Raw genomic sequence first — 19,568 nt, forward strand, 5'->3', positions numbered from 1 at the left:
ATAGCTATGAACACCATCATTCACGGACTTGAGGACGGATCGGGCGTTGTAATCCTGCCGCGGGAAACGCTCGACAGCTTGGGCCTGCAGGTGGGCGATGAACTCCAGATCATCGAAACCGACGACGGCATCATCCTAAGGCCGGTGCCGTGTGACGACGTCGAACGGCAAATACGTGCTGCTCGCGATGTCATGGACAAGTATGAGCCCGCGTTGCGAAAGCTGGCTGTGCAAATAGGGTGAGCTGGCGTCAGGCGTCCGACAGCTTGACGATTTCCCATTCCTTGCCGTTGACGCTTGCGACGTCGCCGACTTTCTTGCCGAACAGCGCCACGGCCATTGGCGAGACGTGTGAGATGCTGCCCTTTGAGGGGTCGGCCTCGTCCTCGCCGACGATCTTCCAGTGCACTTTCTTGCCGTCATCGCTTTCCAGCGTGACACCCATGCCGAAGCGCACCTGGTCGCTGCCCGGTTCCGGCACGGAAAGCTCGGCGCTTTCGCGGCGCGCTGTCCAGTAGCGCAGGTCGCGCGAGACGACGGCAATGCGCTCGCGATCGGCTTTTCGCTCGGCTTTCGCCAAAATGTCGCGCAGATCGGCCAGATTGTCCTCGATCATCGCCAGGCCGCGCTCCGTCACCAGATTGCGGTGTTGGCTGATCGGCCGCTCGCCGATGCCGGCAATGGCGTTTTCGCTGTCTTCCTCGCGGGTAAAAGCCCTGCTCATCGGATAAACTTAGGCCCGCTTCGGCGACTGTACAAGCCAGTTGCCTGACCAATCATTGACCGGGCTACGGCGGAGCGGAGCCTATGCGGCTGGCCCAATTCCTGCGAAGACGTTTCATCGCAGGGATCTGTGCCGATGTTGAACAGACGAACGCTTCTGAAGGGGACGGCCGGCTTTGCCGTGCTCGGCCTTTCGGTGGGCAACGCCTTGGCGAAAACGGCGGTGCGCGGCTCGATCAACGCCGCCGAGCTTGGCGTGGAGCCGGACGCACCGGACGACCAGAGCAAGGCCTTCGCCACGATGCTAGCCGAGGCAAGCCAGCGCAATGCGCCGGTGTTCCTGCCGCCGGGCACCTATGTCGTGTCCAACCTGACCCTGCCCGCCCGCGTCAGGCTTTCGGGCGTGCCGGGCGCCTCGCGCATCCTCTATGGCGGCAATGGCCATTTGCTGACGGCCGAACAGGCCGAGCATATAGAGTTCACCGCATTGGTCTTCGACGGCGCCAACGGCGGGTTGGCCGACGATGCGCAAGGCCTGCTCGACCTGCGCCGCGTCGCCCATCTCGTCATCGACAATTGCACGATCACCGGCAGCGGCAAGCATGGGCTGGCGCTGGAGCATGCGTCGGGCCGCATCGAGCGGTCCGAGATTTCGGGGGCTGCGGACGCCGGCATCTACTCCGTCGAGGCCGCTGGCCTGGCGATATCCGACAACACCGTATCCGACTGTGGCAATGGCGGCATTCTTGTGCATCGCTGGCAGCAGGCCGAGGACGGCACGATCGTCAGCGGCAACCGCGTGCAGCGGATCGGCGCGCGCGGCGGCGGCACCGGGCAGAACGGCAATGGCATCAACGCCTTCCGTGCCGGCAATGTCTCGGTCACCGGCAACATCGTCTCGGACTGCGCCTTCTCGGCGATCCGCGCCAACAGTTCCAGCAATCTGCAGATGACCGGCAACACCTGCTCGCGGTCGGGCGAAACCGCGCTCTATTCCGAATTCTCCTTCGAAGGCGCCATCATCGGCAACAACATCGTCGATGGTGCCGCTAACGGCATCTCGATCGTCAATTTCAACGACGGCGGCCGTATGGGTGTCTGCTCAAACAACATCGTGCGCAACCTCTCGACCACCGGCCCCTACCCCGCCGACGCGCCGGGCTTCGGCGTCGGTATCAGCGTCGAGGCCGACACCACCGTCTCGGGCAATGTCATCGAGAACGCGCCGCTCTACGGCATGCAGATCGGCTGGGGCGCTTATATGCGCAATGTTGTGGCGACGGGAAACATCATCCGTCAGGCCGGAACCGGCATCGCCGTCACTGTGGTAGAAGGCGCTGGAAACGCCATCATTTCCGACAACGTCATCGACGGCGCCAAGAACGGCGCCATCATCGGCCAGCGCTGGGCCGAACCGGCGACCGGCGACCTCGCGCGGTCAAGCATAAGTGGCTATGCGCATCTGACGGTCGAGCGAAACAGGGTCAGCTGAGCGCCGTCGTCGGCCGCAGCGAGCCGACCTTGGCGCCGATGCGGCTTTCGATCGGCGGATTGGCCCGCTCCAGAAGGTTCGCCGCCAGTGCGCCGTCGGCGCTGAGAAGTTTTGCCAGCACAGTGGCAATCATCACCTCGGCGGCGCGGCCGGCGCCGTCATCACATTTTAGCGCGATGCCGAGGCCAAGCTCCGGAACGGCAGCGCAATAGACACCCTCGGCGCCCGTCTTGACGAATATGCGGCCGGGCGCGGCCTGCATCAGCGCCACATCCACTTTGCCGGTGCCGGCGACCAGGAAAGGCTCGGCCATACAGGCAGACAGCAGGCGTTTGGCCGCCTTGGCGCGCTCAGGGCCAAAGCTCCTGCCCGTCGCCATGCGGGCAAAGCCAAGGGCAAAACTTTTCAGCGGCACGGCATAGGTGGGGATCGAGCAGCCATCGGTTGCCCGGTGATCCGCATCGTGGGCAGCGCCGGTCACCGCCTGCATGGCGTCGCGCACCATCTCCTGCAAACCATGGCCTGCCTTGACGTAGCCTTGGTGGGCAATCCCTGAGTGCACGCAGGTGCAGAGAAATCCGGAATGCTTGCCCGAGCAATTGTTGTGCAGTGCGTTCGGCGAGACGCCTGTGCGGGCCAGTGCGATCGTCGCGTCGTGGCTCGACGGCCAATGCGCGCCGCATTCCAGCGCCGACTTGTCGAGCCCGGCCTTGGCCAGCATCGCCTGCGCCAGTTCGACATGCGCGGGTTCGCCCGAATGCGAAGCGCAGGCCAGCGCCAGTTCGCGGTCGCCCAAGCCGTACGCATCGGCAGCACCCGTTTCAACCAGCGGCAGCGCCTGGATCGCCTTGACCGCCGAGCGCGGAAACACCGGCCGCGCCGTATCGCCGATCTCCAGGACAGGCTTGCCGTCACCGTCGAAGATTGCGACAGCGCCGCGATGGGCGCTCTCGACGATCGCGCCGCGCAAGACTTCGACCAGAACCGGATTTGTCATCACCACCCCGAAATATACGGGCCGCTTCTACCTGATCCGGTCGAGGATGGAAACGTAGTTGGCGACGGCAGCGCCACCCATGTTGAAGATGCCGCCAAGCTTTGCGTCCGGCACCTGGATGCCGCCTGCTTCGCCGGTCAACTGCATGGCGGTCAGCACATGCATCGACACACCGGTGGCGCCGATCGGATGGCCCTTGGCCTTCAGCCCGCCCGAAGGATTGACCGGGAGCCTGCCGTCTTTTGCCGTCGTGCCGTCCAGCGCCAGCCTGGCGCCCTCGCCCGGCTTGGCCAGGCCCATCGCCTCATATTCGATGAGTTCGGCAATGGTGAAGCAGTCATGCGTCTCGACGAAGGAGAGGTCGTCGAGCGTCACGCCGGCCTTCTTCAAAGCCTGGTTCCAGGCCTGCTCGCAGCCTTCGAAGGACAGGATGTCACGCTTCGACATCGGCAGGAAATCCTGGACATGCTCGTTGGCGCGGAAGGCGACGGCGCGGCGCATCTTCAACGCCGTCGAGGTGTCGGTCAGCACAAGGGCGGCGGCGCCATCGGAAACCAGGGAGCAGTCGGTGCGCTTCAGCGGACCGGCGACGAAGGGGTTCTTCTCGCTTTCCTGGCGGCAGAATTCGTAGCCGAAATCCTTGCGCATCTGCGCGTACGGATTGTCGACGCCGTTCTTGTGGTTCTTGGCGGCGATCATCGCCAGCGCATCCGACTGGTCGCCATAACGCTGGAAATAGGCCTGTGCGATCTTGCCGAAGACGCCGGCAAAGCCGGCCGGCGTGTCGCCCTCCTCCGGCAGATAGGAAGCTTTCAGCAGGTTCTTCCCGATCTCAGGCCCGGGCGTCGTCGTCATCTGCTCGGCGCCGACCACCAGCACGATGCGGGCAGCGTTTGCGTCGATGGCGCGGATGCCTTGGCGGACCGCTGCCGAACCGGTGGCGCAAGCATTCTCGACCCGCGTCGCCGGCTTGAAGCGCAGTCGGTCGTCGGCCTGCAACACGAGGCTGGCGGTAAAATCCTGTGGGGAAAAGCCGGCATTGAAGTGGCCGAGCACGATCTCGTCGACCTCATCCGGGCCGATGCCGGCATGGTCGAGCGCGTCGACCGCGACCTTGGTGATCAGGCCTTCCAGCGTCTCGCCTTCCAGCTTGCCGAAGCGCGAATGCGCCCAGCCAACGATGCATGCGGTCATGGCGGTCTCCATCCTTGGCGCCAGCCTAACATGTGGGCAAATGGCGCACTTCGCCTTTATTGTTCAAATATAAACAATCCCGCCCGCATCGAAAAGGGCCGCAAGCCGACAATCGCTTGGTGCAGGTTCCAATCGGATCGTTTTTTGTTGATTGACGCGTCAATAAAAAATAATCTCCGCCGCAAAAGCCGGGAACATCATGCCTAAAGTCGGAATGGAACCGTTGCGCCGCAAGGCGCTCATCGACGCGACGATCACGGCGATCGGCGAGCGCGGCTCGCTTGACGTGACCATGTCGGAGATAGCGGGGCGCGCCGGTGTGTCGTCAGCATTGGCTCACCACTATTTCGGCGCCAAGGATGAGCTGCTGCTGGCGACGATGAGGCATATTCTGGCCGAGCTGACGATCGACATGCGGCGCGCGCTGCAATCCGCCGGCTCGCCGCGCGAACGCGTTTCGGCGGTGGTCGCCGTCAACTTCTCCGACATCCAGTTCCGGCCGGAAACCATCGCGGCCTGGCTCGCCTTTTATGTCGATGCACAGAAATCATCGGCCCTGCGCCGGCTGCTCAGGGTCTATGCGCGGCGGCTGCATTCCAACCTGATGAGCGGACTGACCGGCATACTGCCGCGCAACGAGGCCGACCGCGCGGCGGAAGCGGTCGCGGCGATGATCGACGGGCTGTACATCAGGCGCGCGCTGAAGGACGGCGTGCCGGATGCTCAAACCGCGATCGCGCTGGTCGAAGATTATCTCGAAATCAAACTCGGCGGGCGACAGACACAGTGACACCCTCAGTGATATCAAGGCGACCCAACATCCTGATCGTCATGGTCGATCAGCTCAACGGCACGCTGTTTGCGGACGGGCCGGCGGACTTCCTGTATGCGCCGCACCTCAAGGCGCTGGCCGCACGCTCGGCGCGCTTCGGCAACAACTACACGGCCTCGCCGCTTTGCGCGCCGGGCCGCGCCGCCTTCATGAGCGGGCAATTGCCGTCGCGCATCCAGGTCTATGACAACGCCGCCGAATTCGCTTCCTCGATCCCGACCTATGCGCATCATCTGCGCGGCGCCGGCTACTACACTTGCCTATCGGGCAAGATGCATTTCGTCGGCCCTGACCAGTTGCACGGTTTCGAGGAGCGGCTGACCACCGACATCTATCCCGCCGATTTCGGCTGGACGCCGGATTACCGCAAGCCCGGCGAGCGTATCGACTGGTGGTATCACAATTTGGGCTCTGTCACCGGCGCCGGCGTTGCCGAGATCACCAACCAGATGGAGTATGACGACGAGGTCGCCTTCCACGCGGTGCAAAAACTTTACGATCTTGCCCGCACCTCCGAGGACGAGGCCAGCCGGCCCTGGTGCCTGACGGTTTCCTTCACCCACCCGCACGACCCCTATGTCGCACGGCGGCAATATTGGGATCTCTATGAAGACTGTCCGGCGCTTGAGCCGGAGGTGGGATTCATCCCCTATGCCAATCAGGACCCGCATTCGCAGCGGCTCTACCGGGCCAGCGACTACGACAGTTTCAACATCACACCCGAGCAGATCCGCCGCTCGCGGCGCGGCTACTACGCCAACATCTCCTATCTCGACGACAAGGTCGGCGAGATGGTGTCGGTGCTGGAACGCACGCGCATGCTGGACGACACGGTCGTCCTGTTCTGCTCCGACCATGGCGACATGCTTGGCGAGCGCGGCCTGTGGTTCAAAATGAACTTCTTCGAAGGTTCGGCGCGGGTGCCGCTGATGATCGCCGGCAAGGGTATTCCTGCCGGGCTGGTCGAGGCGCCGGTCTCCAACCTCGACGTGACGCCGACACTGTGCGATCTCGCCGGCATCGACATCTCTGCCATCGCGCCGTGGACCGATGGCCAGTCGCTGCTGCCGTTGCTTGATGGCGGACAGCGCACCGCGCCGGTGCTGATGGAATATGCCGCCGAGGGCTCCAACGCGCCGTTGGTGGCGATCCGCGACGGCCGCTACAAATTCATCCATTGCGAGATCGACCCGCCGCTTCTGTTCGATCTCGAAGCCGATCCGCAAGAACGCACCAATCTTGCCACCGATCCGGCGCATGCCGATCTGGTGGCGGCCTTCACGGGAGCCGTGCGAGCGCGCTGGGACATGACGGCATTCGATGCCGCGGTGCGCGTCAGCCAGGCGCGGCGCTGGGTGGTTTATCCCGCGCTGCGCAACGGCACGCATTACCCCTGGGAATTCCAGCCACTGCAGAAGGCGTCGGAACGCTACATGCGCAACCACATGAACCTCGACAATCTCGAGGAACAGAAACGCTTTCCGCGAGGCGAATGATGACAATTGTCCCCTCCCTCGAGCACCTCAGACAGGCCTATGCCGTGACGTCGAAGGCGACGCAGATCACGCCTTTGCTGGAATCGACAGCCTTGGCCAACGAGACGGGTGCGGCCCGCGTCTTTATCAAGCCGGAATCGCTGCAATGGGCGGGATCGTTCAAGGTGCGCGGGGCCTATTGGCGGTTGAAGCGGCTGTCGCCGGATGAGGCCAGAAAAGGCGTCGTCGCCTACTCCTCCGGCAATTTCGCGCAAGGGTTGGCGGCTGCCGGCCAGGCGCTCGGCATTCCCGTCACCATCGTCATGCCGATCGACGCGCCGGCCGCCAAGCGCGATGCGACCGCAGGCTATGGCGCGCGCGTCGTGCTGACCGATCATGGCGAGCGCGCCCGTGAAGAGGTCGCAGCCGCCAAGGCCCGCGAGATTGCCGAGACCGAAGGGCTGGCGTTGCTGCATCCATTCGACGATCCGGAGATCGTTGCCGGCCAGGCCGGCGCCGGGCTCGAAGCGCTCGAACAACTCGAGGCAAAGGACGCCAGTGCCGACCTTCTGTTCTGCTCGGTCGGCGGCGGCGGACTGATCGGCGGCATGTCGCTCGCCTTCCACTATCTGTCGCCGGCAACCGAGATCATTGGCGTCGAGCCGGAAGGCTTCAACGGCATGGGTGCATCGCTAGCGCATGGCGCCATCGAGACCATGCCGATCGCGCCGAAGTCGATCTGCGACGGGCTGATGTCGCGGCGGCCGGGCGACGCGCCGTTTGCGGCGGTCAAGACCGCCGGCGTGCGCGGCATCACCGTCGATGATGGCTCCGTGCGGCGGGCAATGAAGATCGCCTTCGAACGGATGAAGCTGGTGCTCGAGCCATCGGGCGCCGCCTCTCTGGCGGCGCTTCTCGGCGGCAAGGTGGATGTGACGGGTAAAACGGTCCTGGTCATGGCTACCGGCGGCAATGTCTCGCTCGCCGATTTTATTTCGCATATGAACGATGGGCGCATGTGAACCATGCTTGAAGCAGACTTCGTCATCATCGGCTCCGGCTCGGCCGGCTCGGCCATGGCCTACCGACTGTCGGAAGACGGCAAGCATTCGGTGATCGTCATCGAGTTCGGCGGTACCGATATCGGGCCGCTGATCCAGATGCCGTCGGCGCTGTCGATCCCGCTCAACATGAGCCTTTACGACTGGGGCTTTGCCAGCGAACCGGAGCCGCATCTCGGCGGCCGCGTGCTGGCGACGCCACGCGGCAAGGTGATCGGCGGCTCGTCCTCGATCAACGGCATGGTCTATGTCAGGGGCCACGCACGCGACTTCGACCACTGGGCCGAACAGGGGGCGGCCGGCTGGGGCTTCGCCGACGTGCTGCCCTATTTCAAGCGCATGGAGGACAGTGACGGCGGCGAGGACGGCTGGCGCGGCCACGGCGGCCCGCTGCACGTCCAGCGTGGCCCGCGCAAGAATCCGCTCTACGGCGCCTTTGTCGAGGCCGGCCGCCAAGCCGGGTTCGAACTGACCGACGACTACAATGGCTGGAAGCAGGAAGGCTTCGGACCGATGGAGCAAACCATTCGCGGCGGCCGCCGCTGGTCGGCTGCGTCGGCCTATCTGAAGCCGGCGCTCAAGCGGCAAAATGTCAGCGTGATCAGAGGCTTCGCCCGCCGGGTGATCATCGAGAATCAGCGTGCCGTCGGAGTCGAGATCGAAGCTCACAAACAGATTCAGGTCGTTAAGGCACGACGTGAGGTGATCGTCGCCGCATCGTCGATCAATTCGCCCAAGATCCTGATGCTATCCGGTATCGGCCCGGCCGCGCATCTCACGGGGAACGGCATCCAGGTCGTGGCCGACCGGCCCGGTGTCGGCCGCAATCTGCAGGATCATATGGAGCTCTACATCCAGCAGGAATCGACCCAGCCGATCACGCTGAATTCGGTTCTCAACCCATTCTCCAAGACGCTGATCGGGGCGCAGTGGCTGTTCTTCAAGACCGGCCTCGGCGCCACCAACCATTTCGAGGCCGCGGCCTTCGTGCGCTCGCAGGCCGGTGTCGACTACCCCGATATCCAGTACCACTTCATCCCGGCGGCGGTGCGCTATGACGGCAAGGCGGCGGCGAAGGCGCATGGCTTCCAGGCGCATGTCGGGCCGATGCGGTCGAAGTCGCGCGGTTCGGTGACGCTGCGCTCGCCCGACCCGAAAGCGACGCCGGTCATCCGCTTCAACTACATGTCGCATCCAGACGACTGGACCGAGTTCCGCCACTGCATCCGGCTGACCCGCGAGATCTTCGGCCAGAAGGCTTTTGACGGCTTCCGCGGCAAGGAAATCTCGCCGGGTTCGCATGTCCAGTCGGACGAGGATCTCGACGCCTTCATCCGGGATCATGCCGAGAGCGCCTATCACCCGTGCGGCACCTGCAAGATGGGTCGGGCCGATGACATCACGAGCGTCGTCGATCCGGAGTGCCGCGTCATCGGCATCGACGGGTTGCGGGTCGCCGACTCCTCGATCTTTCCGCGCGTCACCAATGGCAATCTCAACGCGCCCTCGATCATGACCGGCGAAAAGGCCTCCGACCACATTCTCGGCCGCACGCCGCTGGCGCCATCCAACCAGGAACCCTGGATCAATCCGCGCTGGCAGGTGGCGGATCGATAGGGCATTGTCCGGCGGACTGCTCCGCAATAGCGAATACATCTGGAGAACAGCATGCGCGCCCAGCCAACGGCATCGCACTATGTCAACGGCCGCTACATCGAGGACGAAGGCGGCGCGCCGCTGCCGGTGATCTATCCGGCGACCGGTGAGGTCATCGCCACTTTGCATTCGGCGACTCCGAACGTGCTGGAGCTCGCCATCGAAGCCGCGCGGGCCGCACAACCGGCCTGGGCGCGGATGAAGCCGGTCGAGCGTGGCCGCATCCTGCGCCGCGCCGCCGACATTTTGCGCGCGCGCAACGCCGATCTGGCGCGGATCGAGACGCTCGACACGGGCAAAGCGATCCAGGAGACGCTGGTGGCGGATGCACTATCGGCCGCCGACTGCCTCGAATATTTCGGCGGCGCGGTTGCCGCCTTCAACGGCGAGGCGATCGATCTTGGTGGACCTTTTGCCTATACGCGCCGCGAGGCGCTCGGTGTGTGCGTCGGCATCGGCGCCTGGAACTATCCGATCCAGATCGCCGGCTGGAAATCCGCCCCGGCGCTCGCCATGGGCAACGCCATGGTATTCAAGCCTTCGGAGAACACGCCGCTGTCGGCGCTGGCGCTGGCCGAGATCTACTCAGAGGCGGGCCTGCCCGACGGGCTGTTCAACGTCGTGCAAGGCTATGGCGAAGTCGGCGCCGGCCTCGTCGGCCATGATGTCGTTGCCAAGGTTTCGGTGACCGGCTCGGTGCCGACCGGCCGCAAGGTGCTGTCGCTCGCCGGTTCGAAGATGAAGCATGCGACGATGGAACTCGGCGGCAAGTCGCCGCTGATCGTGTTCGACGATGCCGATCTCGAAAACGCCATCGGCGGCGCCATGCTCGGCAATTTCTATTCGAGCGGGCAGATCTGCTCCAACGGCACGCGTGTTTTCGTACAAAGCGGCATCCATGACCGCTTCGTCGACCGGCTGGTCGAGCGGACGAAAAAGATCCGCATCGGCGATCCGCTCGATCCTGAGACGCAGATGGGGCCGCTGGTCAACAAGGCGCAGCAGGAGAAGGTCGTTTCCTACATCGCGGCCGGCAGGCAGGATGGAGCAACGCTCGCCTGCGGTGGCAACGTGCCGTCGCTGCAAGGGTTCGATGGCGGCTTCTTTGTAGAACCAACCGTGTTCACCGGTGTCACCGATAAGATGCGCATTGCGCGCGAGGAGATTTTCGGGCCGGTGATGAGCGTGCTGAAGTTCGACGGCGAGGACGAGGTGATCGACCGCGCCAACGACACCGAATTCGGCCTCGCCGCCGGCGTCTTCACCCGCGACCTGCAGCGCGCTCATAGGGTGATCGCCGAACTGCAGGCCGGCACCTGCTGGATAAACGCCTACAATCTGACGCCGGTGGAAATTCCGTTTGGCGGGGTGAAGCAATCCGGCATCGGGCGCGAGAACTCGCTGGCGGCTTTAGCGCTCTATTCGCAGCTGAAGGCGGTGTATGTCGAGACCGGGGATGTAGCGAGCCCGTATTGAGGGGTTGGCGCGAGGCACCCCCCTGGCCCGGTAGGGCAGAGGGGGGTGCCTCGCACCGGCCTCTCAACAACCTCACCCCTTCTGCGCCGTGCCGTCCAGATACTGCGTCAGCGCGCAGACCAGATGATAGAAGATGCTGGCCGGCACGTCCGATGCCAAGGAGCGGCCGCGTTCGTCGATGCGGTCAATCCACAGGCCGAGCGGGGCCGGATCGATGTGCCAGCGGAACAGGCGGCCGACGCGCGCCTCGATTTCCGGCTTGAGGTCGGGACCACCCGAGCCATCCAGCGCAATCGCCGCCTTGATCGCTTCGGCCTGTGGCCAGCTCCGCGACACAAGGTCGAGCGGCAGGCCCTGTCTGGAGACCGCGCCGTAGGCAAGGCCGGTGGCGCGGTTGAGGCCGTTGGCGATGGCCGAGGCGTAGAGCTTGCGGGCAAAATTGCTCAACTCGCCCTGGCCGCTGCGGGCGACAAAATCGGTGAGCAGCGAGGCCCATTCGAAATGATGGCCGGGCTCGGTCCATGTGCCCTTCTCGCCGGCGGCCGGCTTCCACCCGGCGTCGAAATATTCGCCCAGCGTCCAGCTCTCGGCATCGAAGAAATGACTGCGGAAAAGGTCGATGATGCGCGCGGCGCGGCGCAGATAGGTGCGGTCGCCGGTCGCCTCATACCAGGCGAGGAAGGCCTCGAGCAGATGCATATGCGGGTTGGAGCGCCGCTCGCCCTCGCCATCGGATGTCTCGAGAAAGCCGGTCATGCGGCTGTCCTCGAGATGCGCGTCGAGGAACACGAAGGTCTCCTGGCCCAGCCGCAGCGCATCCGGATCGCCGCACATATGCGCATGCGCCAGCGCCAGCAGCACGCAGGAATGGTCGTAGGCATCCTCGGTTGGGTCGGCGACGGAGCCGTCGACATTGAGCGTGCGCACCCAGCCGCCCCGGTCCGTGCGGCCCTTCCCGGCCATGAAGGCGATGCCATGGGAGATCAGGCGATCGGCTGGACCGTCCCAGCCGCGGGCCTTGGCAACGGCGAAGGCGTAGACTTGCCTCGCCGTCGTGCGCATGCGCTTGGGCTTCAGCAGCGCCTCGCCGTCGAAGCCGAGCGCCTCGTGGAAGCCGCCATGACGCTCATCGACGCCTGAAGTCGACCACAGCGGCAAGGTCTCCTCGAACAGCCAGTGATGCACGCGCCGACGCCAGGCGCCGCTCTCGATGACGCGGTCGTGTGCCGGCGTAAACCTGGTTTCCAGCCGTCCCGATTTCTCCAGCTGCTCGACGATCTTCTTGACGTGCTGGCTGTGGCTGACCGGCGCGACGAAGGTGGCATCCGCCGTCGAGACGATCGCGACGTCCTTCATGCCGATCGCCGACAAAAGCCGGCCGTCGCTTCTGATGTAGGAGTTCTCGCAATCGATGGCGACGACATCGCCGACGACGACATTGCCATTGGCATCAGCAGGGCCGACATCGAGCAGCGACTGCCAGGAGCCGAGGTCGTTCCAGCGGAAGCCGGCCGGCACCATGGCGATGTCCTTGGCCCGTTCCATGATCGCGTAGTCGATCGAGTTCGAAGGGATGGCGGCGTAGAGGTCGAGCGGCATATAGAGGCCGGACAGATCCGAAGTCGCTGCCTTGTAGGCCGCTTCGGTGGCCTGCCAGATGTCGGGCTGGAAGGCCGCAAATGCGTCGCGCATGGCGCCGGCGCGAAACAGGAAAATGCCGGTGTTCCAGTAGAAGGTGCCCGCACTGAGATAGCTCTGCGCAGTAGCGAGGTCGGGCTTTTCGACGAAGCGCGACACGTCGAAGACGCCGCCGCTTTCGGCTGCGACTTCGATATACCCATAGCCGGTCTCGGGCTGCGTCGGCTTGATGCCGAACACCACCAGACGGCCGGAAAGGGCTGCCTGGCTGCCAGCCTGGACGCTCTGCCAGAACTGCCTGGGGGTGGCGATTTCGTGGTCGGACGGAACCACCAGAACCAGGCTGTCGCCGAACTCCGACAATGTGCGCAACGCGGCCAGCGCCACGGCGGCAGCCGTGTTGCGCCCGGTCGGCTCGAACAGCGGGCCACCGCCGGCGAGGTCGAGGCCGGCAAGGTCGGCATGCACGCGCTCGGCATGGCGCTCGGCGGCGATCAGGAAGATCGGCGTTTCGCCCTCCGGCCGCGCCGTCAGCCGGCGCAGTGTCTTGGCCAGCATCGAGCCGTCGCCGGAAAGATCGTGGAACTGTTTCGGGTTGTCCTCGCGCGACAGCGGCCACAGCCGCGAACCGACACCGCCGCTCATGACAAAACTGACGATGCGCTCGGTCATGAAAGGTCCAATCAGAACGTCTGGTTGTAAGCGCCGACTTCGGGGCTGCGGCGCAGCACGGCGTCGACCGCCTCGAACATCTGCCGGCGGCGGTCGGACGATACCGGGCTTTCGACAACCACGACAAGCTCCGGCTTGTTCGACGACGCCCGTACCAGGCCCCAGGTGCCATCTTCGGCCACGATGCGCACGCCGTTGACGGTGATCAGCTCGGCGATCTTCTGGCCGGCAAAAGCCTTGCCGGCGCGCTGCATCGCCTGGAAGTCCGCCACCACCCGATCGACCACGCCGTATTTCACGTCATCGGCGCAATGCGGCGACATGGTCGGCGTGCCGAAGGTCAGCGGCAGCGCGCGATAGAGATCGGCCATCGAACTTGTGGGGTTGCGGACGAGCATCTCACAAATGGCTATTGCCGTGATGAGACCGTCATCATAGCCGCGGCCGATCGGCGGATTGAAGAAGAAATGGCCCGACTTCTCGAAGCCGGCGACGGCGCCAAGCTCGGCGACGCGGCGCTTGATGTAGGAATGGCCGGTCTTCCAGTAATCGGTGACCGCGCCATTGGCGCGCAGGACTCTGTCGGTGTTGAACAGGCCGGTCGACTTGACGTCGACGACGAAGGTCGAGCCGGGATATTGGGTTGATATGTCCCGCGCGAGCATGACGCCGACCTTGTCGGCGAAGATCTCGTTGCCCTCATTGTCGACCACGCCGCAACGGTCGCCGTCGCCGTCGAAGCCCAGCCCGACATCGGCGCCGGTTTCCAGCACCTTGTCCCTGATGGCATGCAGCATCTGCATGTCCTCAGGGTTGGGGTTATAGCGCGGAAAAGTGTGGTCGAGCTCGACATCGAGGGGGATCACCTCGCAGCCGATGCGCTCCAGCGCCTGCGGCGCAAAGGCGCCGGCGGTGCCGTTGCCGCAGGCGGCCACAACCCTCAACTTGCGCGCGATGCGCTTGTCCCTGGTCAGGTCGTCGAGATAGGTCTCGCGGAACCCGGAGACGAAATCGTAGGAGCCGCCGCCGGCAAGGTCGAAATCGCCTGAAAGCACGATCCGTTTCAGCGCGCTCATTTCCTCCGGCCCGAAGGTCAGCGGCCGCGCCGCGCCCATCTTGACCCCGGTCCAGCCATTCTCGTTGTGTGACGCCGTGACCATGGCGACGGACGCCGCGTCGAGTGCGAACTGGGCGAAATAGGCCATTGGCGAGAGCGCCAGGCCGATATCCCTAACCCTGGCGCCGGCGGCCATCAGGCCGGACACCAGCGCCAGCTTGATGCCAAGCGAATAGGAACGGAAATCATGGCCGGTGACGATGTCGGGCCCAGCGCCAAGGCGGCGAATCAAGGTGCCAAGCCCCATGCCGAGCGCCTGCACGCCGATCAGGTTCAGCTCCGGCGGCTGCGCGGAGCCGGCGTGGCCGAACCACCAGCGCGCGTCGTATTCGCGAAAGCCGGACGCCTTGATCAGCGCTTCGGTTTCGAGTTCGAAGCTGTTGGGCCGGGCGTCGCCTACGATTTTCAGGGGCAAGGCAGCAAAGCTCCAGATGGCGAAAACACGATCTATCGAGGCTGCGACTTAGCACACAAGGCTTTAAGCCGGGTTTATCCCGGGAGGGAAAGCCAAGCTTTGCGGCAATGCCCAACGAAAGCCAACGAAATGCGACAGAAGCGCTGCCATTGCCGCTTGCAGGAACGGTATGCGGCGGCTATAAGCCCGCGGTCTGGTCACGGAGTGTAGCGCAGCCTGGTAGCGCACCTCGTTCGGGACGAGGGGGTCGCAGGTTCAAATCCTGCCACTCCGACCAGAAAAAACAGATACTTAGGTATTTGTTTCTCCCGACCCACAAGATAGCTTGATGCAAACCGGCCGCGTCGGCGTCGCTGTCAGCATGGTGTTTTGACGCGACAACCTTCCGCGCTACCTCGATAATAGGAATGCCGCCGAGACAGCGGCCGGAACGAGGTTTGCGGAAGATGAATTTGTTGATTTCAAGCGCAGGCCGGCTGTCAGCGATGCTTGTTCTTTTCCTGATGGCAGGCTGCTCATCGCTGGGCAGCGCGGTCAACCCGGCGAAATACGACCGCATGACATGCGCCGAGCTCAATAATGCGGTGGGCGATACCGCGCGCGAAATCTCGCAGACCGCCATCACCCGCGGCAAGGTCACCAACACCAGCGTGCCGAACTGGCTGCTCGGCGGGGCACGCGTCAAGAGCGCCGTCGCCAACCGCGAGACGGCCAGGATCGAACGGCTGAAAGAGCGCGAGGCAGCCATTGTCGCCACGAGGACCAGCCGATGCCCCAGGTCAGCGGGCTGAGCGATTCGGCCCTGCCCTGTTGATTAACCTCACGCTACTATCTCAAGCACTCAACCGGAACCGGGTCACATCGATCGCCGCAGCCATCAGCGTCTGCGTGTAGGCCGCCTTCGGGTTGCTGAAGATCTCTTCCGTCGGCCCTTCCTCGACGATCTTGCCCTGCCTCATGACGATGATGTAGTCGGCCATGGCGCGCACCACGGAGAGATCGTGGCTGATGAAGAGGTAGGACAGTTCGTGGTCGGCCTGCAGCTTGCGCAGCAATTCGACGATCTGCCTCTGCACCGAGCGGTCGAGCGCCGAAGTCGGCTCGTCCAGCACCACCAGTTTGGGCTTCAGGATCACGGCACGCGCGATGGCGATGCGCTGGCGCTGGCCGCCGGAGAATTCGTGCGGGTAGCGGTTGCGTGCGTTGGGATCGAGTCCGACCTCGAGCAAGGCCTCGACGGCGCGCTGATCGCGTTGCTTGCCTGACAGGTTCGGCTCATGCACCAGAAGCCCTTCGGTGATGATCTGGCCGACGGTCATGCGCGGCGACAGCGAGCCGAACGGATCCTGGAAGACGAGTTGCATCTCACGTCGCAGCGGCCGCATCGCCTGGCGGTCGGCGGTGGAGATGTCGCGGTCGCCGAAGCGGATGACACCGTCGCTGGGCAACAGGCGCAGAAGTGCGCGGCCGAGCGTCGATTTTCCCGAACCGGACTCGCCGACGATACCGATGGTCTGGTTGCGCTTCAGCCGGATCGAAATGTGATCGACGGCGCGTAGCAGCAGCGGTTCGCCGGCAAGGAAGCCGCCGCCGATCTTGAAGGTCACTTCGACATTGCGGCCCTCCAGCAGCACCGGAGCGCTGGGCGGCGGCGCCGCCTTGGTGCCGGTCGGTTCGGCCGCCAGCAGCATTTTGGTATAGGCATGCTGCGGGTTGGCGAAAAGTGCTTCCGCCTCGCCTTCCTCGACCACCTCGCCATAGCGCATGACATAGACGCGGTCGGCAAAGCGCCGGACGATGCCGAGATCGTGGGTGATAAAGACGATGGCCATGCCGAGCTTGCGCTGCAATTCGGCGAGCAGCACCAGGATCTGCGCCTGGATGGTGACGTCGAGCGCCGTCGTCGGCTCGTCGGCGATCAGGATGTCGGGGTCGTTGGCCAATGCCATGGCGATCATGACGCGCTGGCGCTGGCCGCCCGACATTTCGTGCGGATAGGATTTCATCCGCCGCTCGGGATCGGGGATATGCACCAGCCTGAGCAGCTTGAGCGCCTCGTTCCGTGCCTCGGCTGCGTTCAGCCCGCGGTGCTTGCGGATCGGTTCGATCAGCTGGTTGCCGATCGAATAGAGCGGATCGAGCGAGGTCATCGGCTCCTGGAAGATCATGCTGATCTTGGCGCCGCGCACCTTGTTGAGGTCGCTCTTGGTCATGGTCAGAAGATTGCGGCCGCGATAGTCGACGTGACCCGTCGCCTCGCCATTGGACGCCAGCAGGCTCATCGCCGCCATCATGGTCTGGCTCTTGCCGGATCCGGATTCGCCGACCACGGCAACGGTTTCACCTGCCTTGACGTGGATGTTGATGCCCTTGACCGCTTCGACCGCGCCGTCGAGCGTGCGGAAGCGGACGCGAAGGTCCTTGACGCTGAGGATCGTTTCGGGCGCTTCCATCGCAACGGTCCCCATCTTATCGGTCCCCATCTTTATCCGTCCCATCTTCATCGGTCTCTTGGATCGAGCGCGTCGCGCAGGCCGTCGCCGACGAAGTTCAGCGCAAACAGCGTCGACACGAGGAAGAAGGCGGGGAACAAAAGCAGCCAGTTGGCGGTGCCGATGTTCTTGGCGCCGACCGAGATGAGCACGCCCCAGCTGGTCATCGGCTCCTGCACGCCAAGGCCGAGGAAGGACAGGAAGCTTTCCAGGATGATGACCTGCGGCACCAGCAGCGTCATGTAGATCACCACTGGTCCGAGCAGATTGGGGATGACATGGCGCAGCAGTATGCCGCGCTGGCCGACGCCCATGGCTTCGGCCGCCTGGACATACTCCTGCCGCCGGATCGACAGCGCCTGGCCGCGCACGATGCGCGCCATGTCGAGCCACAGCACCGCTCCCACCGCCAGGAACATCAGCACGAAGTTGCGGCCGAAGAACACCACCAGCATGATGACGAAGAAAATGAAGGGCAAGGAATAGAGCACGTCGACGATGCGCATCATCACCTCGTCGATCTTGCCGCCGGAAAAGCCTGCCGCCGCCCCGTAGAGGACGCCGATGACCACGGCGACAATGCCGGCAAGCAGGCCGATGGCCAGCGAGATGCGCCCTGCCATCAGCGTTCGCGAGAGAAGATCGCGACCGGTGTTGTCGGTGCCGAACAGGAAGTACTGCTGTTTGACCGACGCAGTCATAGTCAATTCGAGCCCGTCGGCCGATTTGCTCTCTATCTTGGTATCGTCGAAGGCATCGGAGCGGTCGAGATAGCGGATGTTGCGGTCGTCGATCGGTTTGGTCGAGGTGACGGTGACGGTGACGCGACTGCCGTCCAGTTTCCACTCCTTGATGTCGACGCGCATGCGCTTGATGGCATCCTTGAGCGCCGTCTCGATCATGTCGGGCTTCGGATAGGCTGAAAAGCTTGGCGGCGTGCGCACATAGTCGGCATAGATGGTGGTGTACTGATGCGGCACGAACCAGGGGCCGAAGATGCTGATGACGCCAATAAAGGCCAGGTAATAGAGGCTGAACATGGCGGCGCGGTTGGCTTTGAGGCGCGCCCATGCGTCGCCCCAGAGCGAGCGGCCGACGACGGCCGGCGGAGCGGCGGCGGCTGTGATGTCAGTCATAGCGTACCCTCAGTCATAGCGTACCCTCGGGTCGACGACCGCGTACATGACGTCGACGATCAGGTTGAAGACGATGGTGAAGAGCGCGATCACCACCACGGTCCCCATCACCAGCGTGTAGTCGCGGTTGAGCGCGGCATCGACGAAATAGCGGCCGACACCGGGAATGGAGAAGATGGTCTCGACGATGACCGAACCGGTGAGCAGCGCCGCGGCTGCCGGACCGGTGAAGGAAACGATCGGCAGGATGGCGCCGCGCAGCGCGTGCTTGACCACCACCGACCAGTCGGAGAGGCCGAGCGCACGCGCCGTTCGGATATGATGCGAACGCAAGCTCTCGATCATCGACCCGCGCATCAGGCGGGCAACGATGGCGATCTGCGGCAAGGCCAGCGTCAGCACCGGGCCGATCTTGTTGATCAATGCGCCATCACCCCAGCCGCCGATCGGCAACAGCTTCCAGGTCAATCCGAACACCAGCTGAATCACAGGAGCGATGACGAAGGTGGGGATAGTGCTGCCGGCGGTCGCCAGCGCAATCACCGTATAGTCGCCAAGCTTGTTCTGGTTGAGCGCGGCGATGGTGCCGAGCACCGAACCAAGCAGCAGCGCCAGGATCAGCGCCGAGGTGCCGAGCTGGACCGATATCGGCAGCCCCTTGGCAAACAGTTCGGTGACGGTGAAGTCAGGCAAATTGTAGCTCGGCCCGAAATTGCCGCGCAGGAGATTGCCGAGATAGTGGGCATATTGCAGCCAGAGCGGATCGTCGAGGCCGAACTGTGCTTCCAGATTGGCCCTGATCTCGGGACTGAGGCCCCGCTCCTGATTGAAGGGGCCGCCCGGTGCGACGCGTATCAGGAAGAACGCCATGGTCACGATGACGAACAGCGTCGGAATGGCGGTCAGAAGCCGCCGTAAGATGTATCGCAGCATCGGCGCCCCGCTTCGGCCAGAGCGACATACGTCCATGCGGACGCATTGCCACGCTCCGGCGCCAAATCTTCGCACCGGGCTTGCCGAAAATCGACCACGACTTTCGGACCGGTGCGATGACCGACCAGTCCGGGGGGGGGGGGGGGGGGGGGGGGGGGGGGGCGGAGGGGGGGTTGAGTAATGGGGGTTGGGGTTATCGAAAAAGAACAAGGGGCGGCATGAGTGGGTGAGTGGGAGGCGTGGGGGGGGGGTGGTGATT

The 19,568-nt window shown here is 64.1% G+C and carries 16 protein-coding genes and 1 tRNA gene; 9 read left to right on the top strand and 8 right to left on the bottom strand.

Features of this window, described 5'->3' with window-relative positions; genetic code table 11:
• The first annotated feature begins 6 nt into the window (after nucleotides 1-6).
• Complete coding sequence (locus tag NKJ77_RS10735; protein WP_023705457.1) at nucleotides 7-243, top strand: AbrB/MazE/SpoVT family DNA-binding domain-containing protein; 237 nt, start codon at nucleotides 7-9, stop codon at nucleotides 241-243.
• A gap of 7 nt (nucleotides 244-250) precedes the next feature.
• Here NKJ77_RS10735 and greA read toward each other — a convergent pair whose 3' ends face one another.
• Nucleotides 251-724: a transcription elongation factor GreA gene (gene greA, locus NKJ77_RS10740; RefSeq protein WP_023670749.1), complete on the bottom strand. Its 474-nt coding sequence runs from the start codon at nucleotides 722-724 to the stop codon at nucleotides 251-253.
• A 135-nt stretch (nucleotides 725-859) separates the two neighbouring features.
• Between greA and NKJ77_RS10745 the strand changes: the two genes are divergently transcribed.
• Complete coding sequence (locus NKJ77_RS10745) at nucleotides 860-2,215, top strand: TIGR03808 family TAT-translocated repetitive protein (RefSeq protein WP_352535160.1); 1,356 nt, start codon at nucleotides 860-862, stop codon at nucleotides 2,213-2,215.
• On the opposite strand, the gene NKJ77_RS10750 is transcribed toward NKJ77_RS10745, so the two are convergent.
• Both NKJ77_RS10750 and NKJ77_RS10755 read right to left on the bottom strand, forming a co-directional pair.
• Nucleotides 2,208-3,212 (bottom strand): asparaginase, encoded by a 1,005-nt coding sequence (locus tag NKJ77_RS10750; RefSeq protein WP_352535162.1) that lies wholly within the window; start codon nucleotides 3,210-3,212, stop codon nucleotides 2,208-2,210. The genes NKJ77_RS10745 and NKJ77_RS10750 overlap by 8 nt on opposite strands.
• Before the next feature lie 27 nt (nucleotides 3,213-3,239).
• Nucleotides 3,240-4,406 (bottom strand): acetyl-CoA acetyltransferase, encoded by a 1,167-nt coding sequence (locus NKJ77_RS10755; RefSeq protein WP_352535164.1) that lies wholly within the window; start codon nucleotides 4,404-4,406, stop codon nucleotides 3,240-3,242.
• Nucleotides 4,407-4,605: 199 nt separating this feature from the next.
• Here NKJ77_RS10755 and betI point away from each other — a divergent pair, with 199 nt between their 5' ends.
• From betI to betB, 5 genes are read left to right on the top strand one after another with little or no spacing between them, the layout of a single operon-like run.
• Nucleotides 4,606-5,196, top strand: coding sequence for a choline-binding transcriptional repressor BetI (gene betI, locus NKJ77_RS10760; protein ID WP_352535166.1), 591 nt, complete (start codon nucleotides 4,606-4,608; stop codon nucleotides 5,194-5,196).
• 8 nt (nucleotides 5,197-5,204) lie between these two features.
• The gene (gene betC / locus NKJ77_RS10765; RefSeq protein ID WP_352535168.1) at nucleotides 5,205-6,734 is read left to right on the top strand and encodes a choline-sulfatase; all 1,530 of its coding nucleotides are present in this window, start codon (nucleotides 5,205-5,207) and stop codon (nucleotides 6,732-6,734) included.
• The gene (locus NKJ77_RS10770; RefSeq protein WP_023709828.1) at nucleotides 6,731-7,735 is read left to right on the top strand and encodes a threonine/serine dehydratase family protein; all 1,005 of its coding nucleotides are present in this window, start codon (nucleotides 6,731-6,733) and stop codon (nucleotides 7,733-7,735) included. Before betC ends, NKJ77_RS10770 begins: the two co-directional genes overlap by 4 nt.
• A 3-nt stretch (nucleotides 7,736-7,738) precedes the next feature.
• The gene (gene betA, locus NKJ77_RS10775) at nucleotides 7,739-9,391 is read left to right on the top strand and encodes a choline dehydrogenase (RefSeq protein WP_023709829.1); all 1,653 of its coding nucleotides are present in this window, start codon (nucleotides 7,739-7,741) and stop codon (nucleotides 9,389-9,391) included.
• A gap of 51 nt (nucleotides 9,392-9,442) precedes the next feature.
• Complete coding sequence (betB, locus tag NKJ77_RS10780) at nucleotides 9,443-10,906, top strand: betaine-aldehyde dehydrogenase (RefSeq protein ID WP_023709830.1); 1,464 nt, start codon at nucleotides 9,443-9,445, stop codon at nucleotides 10,904-10,906.
• Between the two features lie 72 nt (nucleotides 10,907-10,978).
• On the opposite strand, the gene NKJ77_RS10785 is transcribed toward betB, so the two are convergent.
• On the bottom strand, nucleotides 10,979-13,216 hold the full coding sequence (locus NKJ77_RS10785; RefSeq protein ID WP_023709831.1) for a mannose-1-phosphate guanylyltransferase/mannose-6-phosphate isomerase: 2,238 nt from the start codon (nucleotides 13,214-13,216) through the stop codon (nucleotides 10,979-10,981).
• An 11-nt stretch (nucleotides 13,217-13,227) separates the two neighbouring features.
• On the bottom strand, nucleotides 13,228-14,748 hold the full coding sequence (locus tag NKJ77_RS10790) for a phosphomannomutase/phosphoglucomutase (protein ID WP_023709832.1): 1,521 nt from the start codon (nucleotides 14,746-14,748) through the stop codon (nucleotides 13,228-13,230).
• Nucleotides 14,749-14,948: 200 nt separating this feature from the next.
• Between NKJ77_RS10790 and NKJ77_RS10795 the strand changes: the two genes are divergently transcribed.
• A tRNA-Pro gene (locus NKJ77_RS10795) sits at nucleotides 14,949-15,025 on the top strand.
• Nucleotides 15,026-15,233: 208 nt separating this feature from the next.
• Nucleotides 15,234-15,539: a hypothetical protein gene (locus NKJ77_RS10800; protein WP_245262528.1), complete on the top strand. Its 306-nt coding sequence runs from the start codon at nucleotides 15,234-15,236 to the stop codon at nucleotides 15,537-15,539.
• Between the two features lie 42 nt (nucleotides 15,540-15,581).
• Here NKJ77_RS10800 and NKJ77_RS10805 read toward each other — a convergent pair whose 3' ends face one another.
• The 3 genes from NKJ77_RS10805 to NKJ77_RS10815 are packed head-to-tail and all read right to left on the bottom strand — an operon-like array spanning nucleotide 15,582 to nucleotide 19,309.
• Complete coding sequence (locus NKJ77_RS10805; protein WP_352535171.1) at nucleotides 15,582-17,201, bottom strand: ABC transporter ATP-binding protein; 1,620 nt, start codon at nucleotides 17,199-17,201, stop codon at nucleotides 15,582-15,584.
• Between the two features lie 47 nt (nucleotides 17,202-17,248).
• Nucleotides 17,249-18,376, bottom strand: a complete 1,128-nt coding sequence (locus NKJ77_RS10810) for an ABC transporter permease (RefSeq protein WP_023670736.1) — start codon at nucleotides 18,374-18,376, stop codon at nucleotides 17,249-17,251.
• Between the two features lie 9 nt (nucleotides 18,377-18,385).
• A complete protein-coding gene (locus NKJ77_RS10815; protein ID WP_023684574.1) occupies nucleotides 18,386-19,309 on the bottom strand; it encodes an ABC transporter permease subunit in 924 nt (307 codons plus the stop codon).
• Nucleotides 19,310-19,568 lie beyond the last annotated feature (259 nt).

Source organism: Mesorhizobium sp. M0052, assembly GCF_040323255.1.
GTDB lineage: Bacteria > Pseudomonadota > Alphaproteobacteria > Rhizobiales > Rhizobiaceae > Mesorhizobium.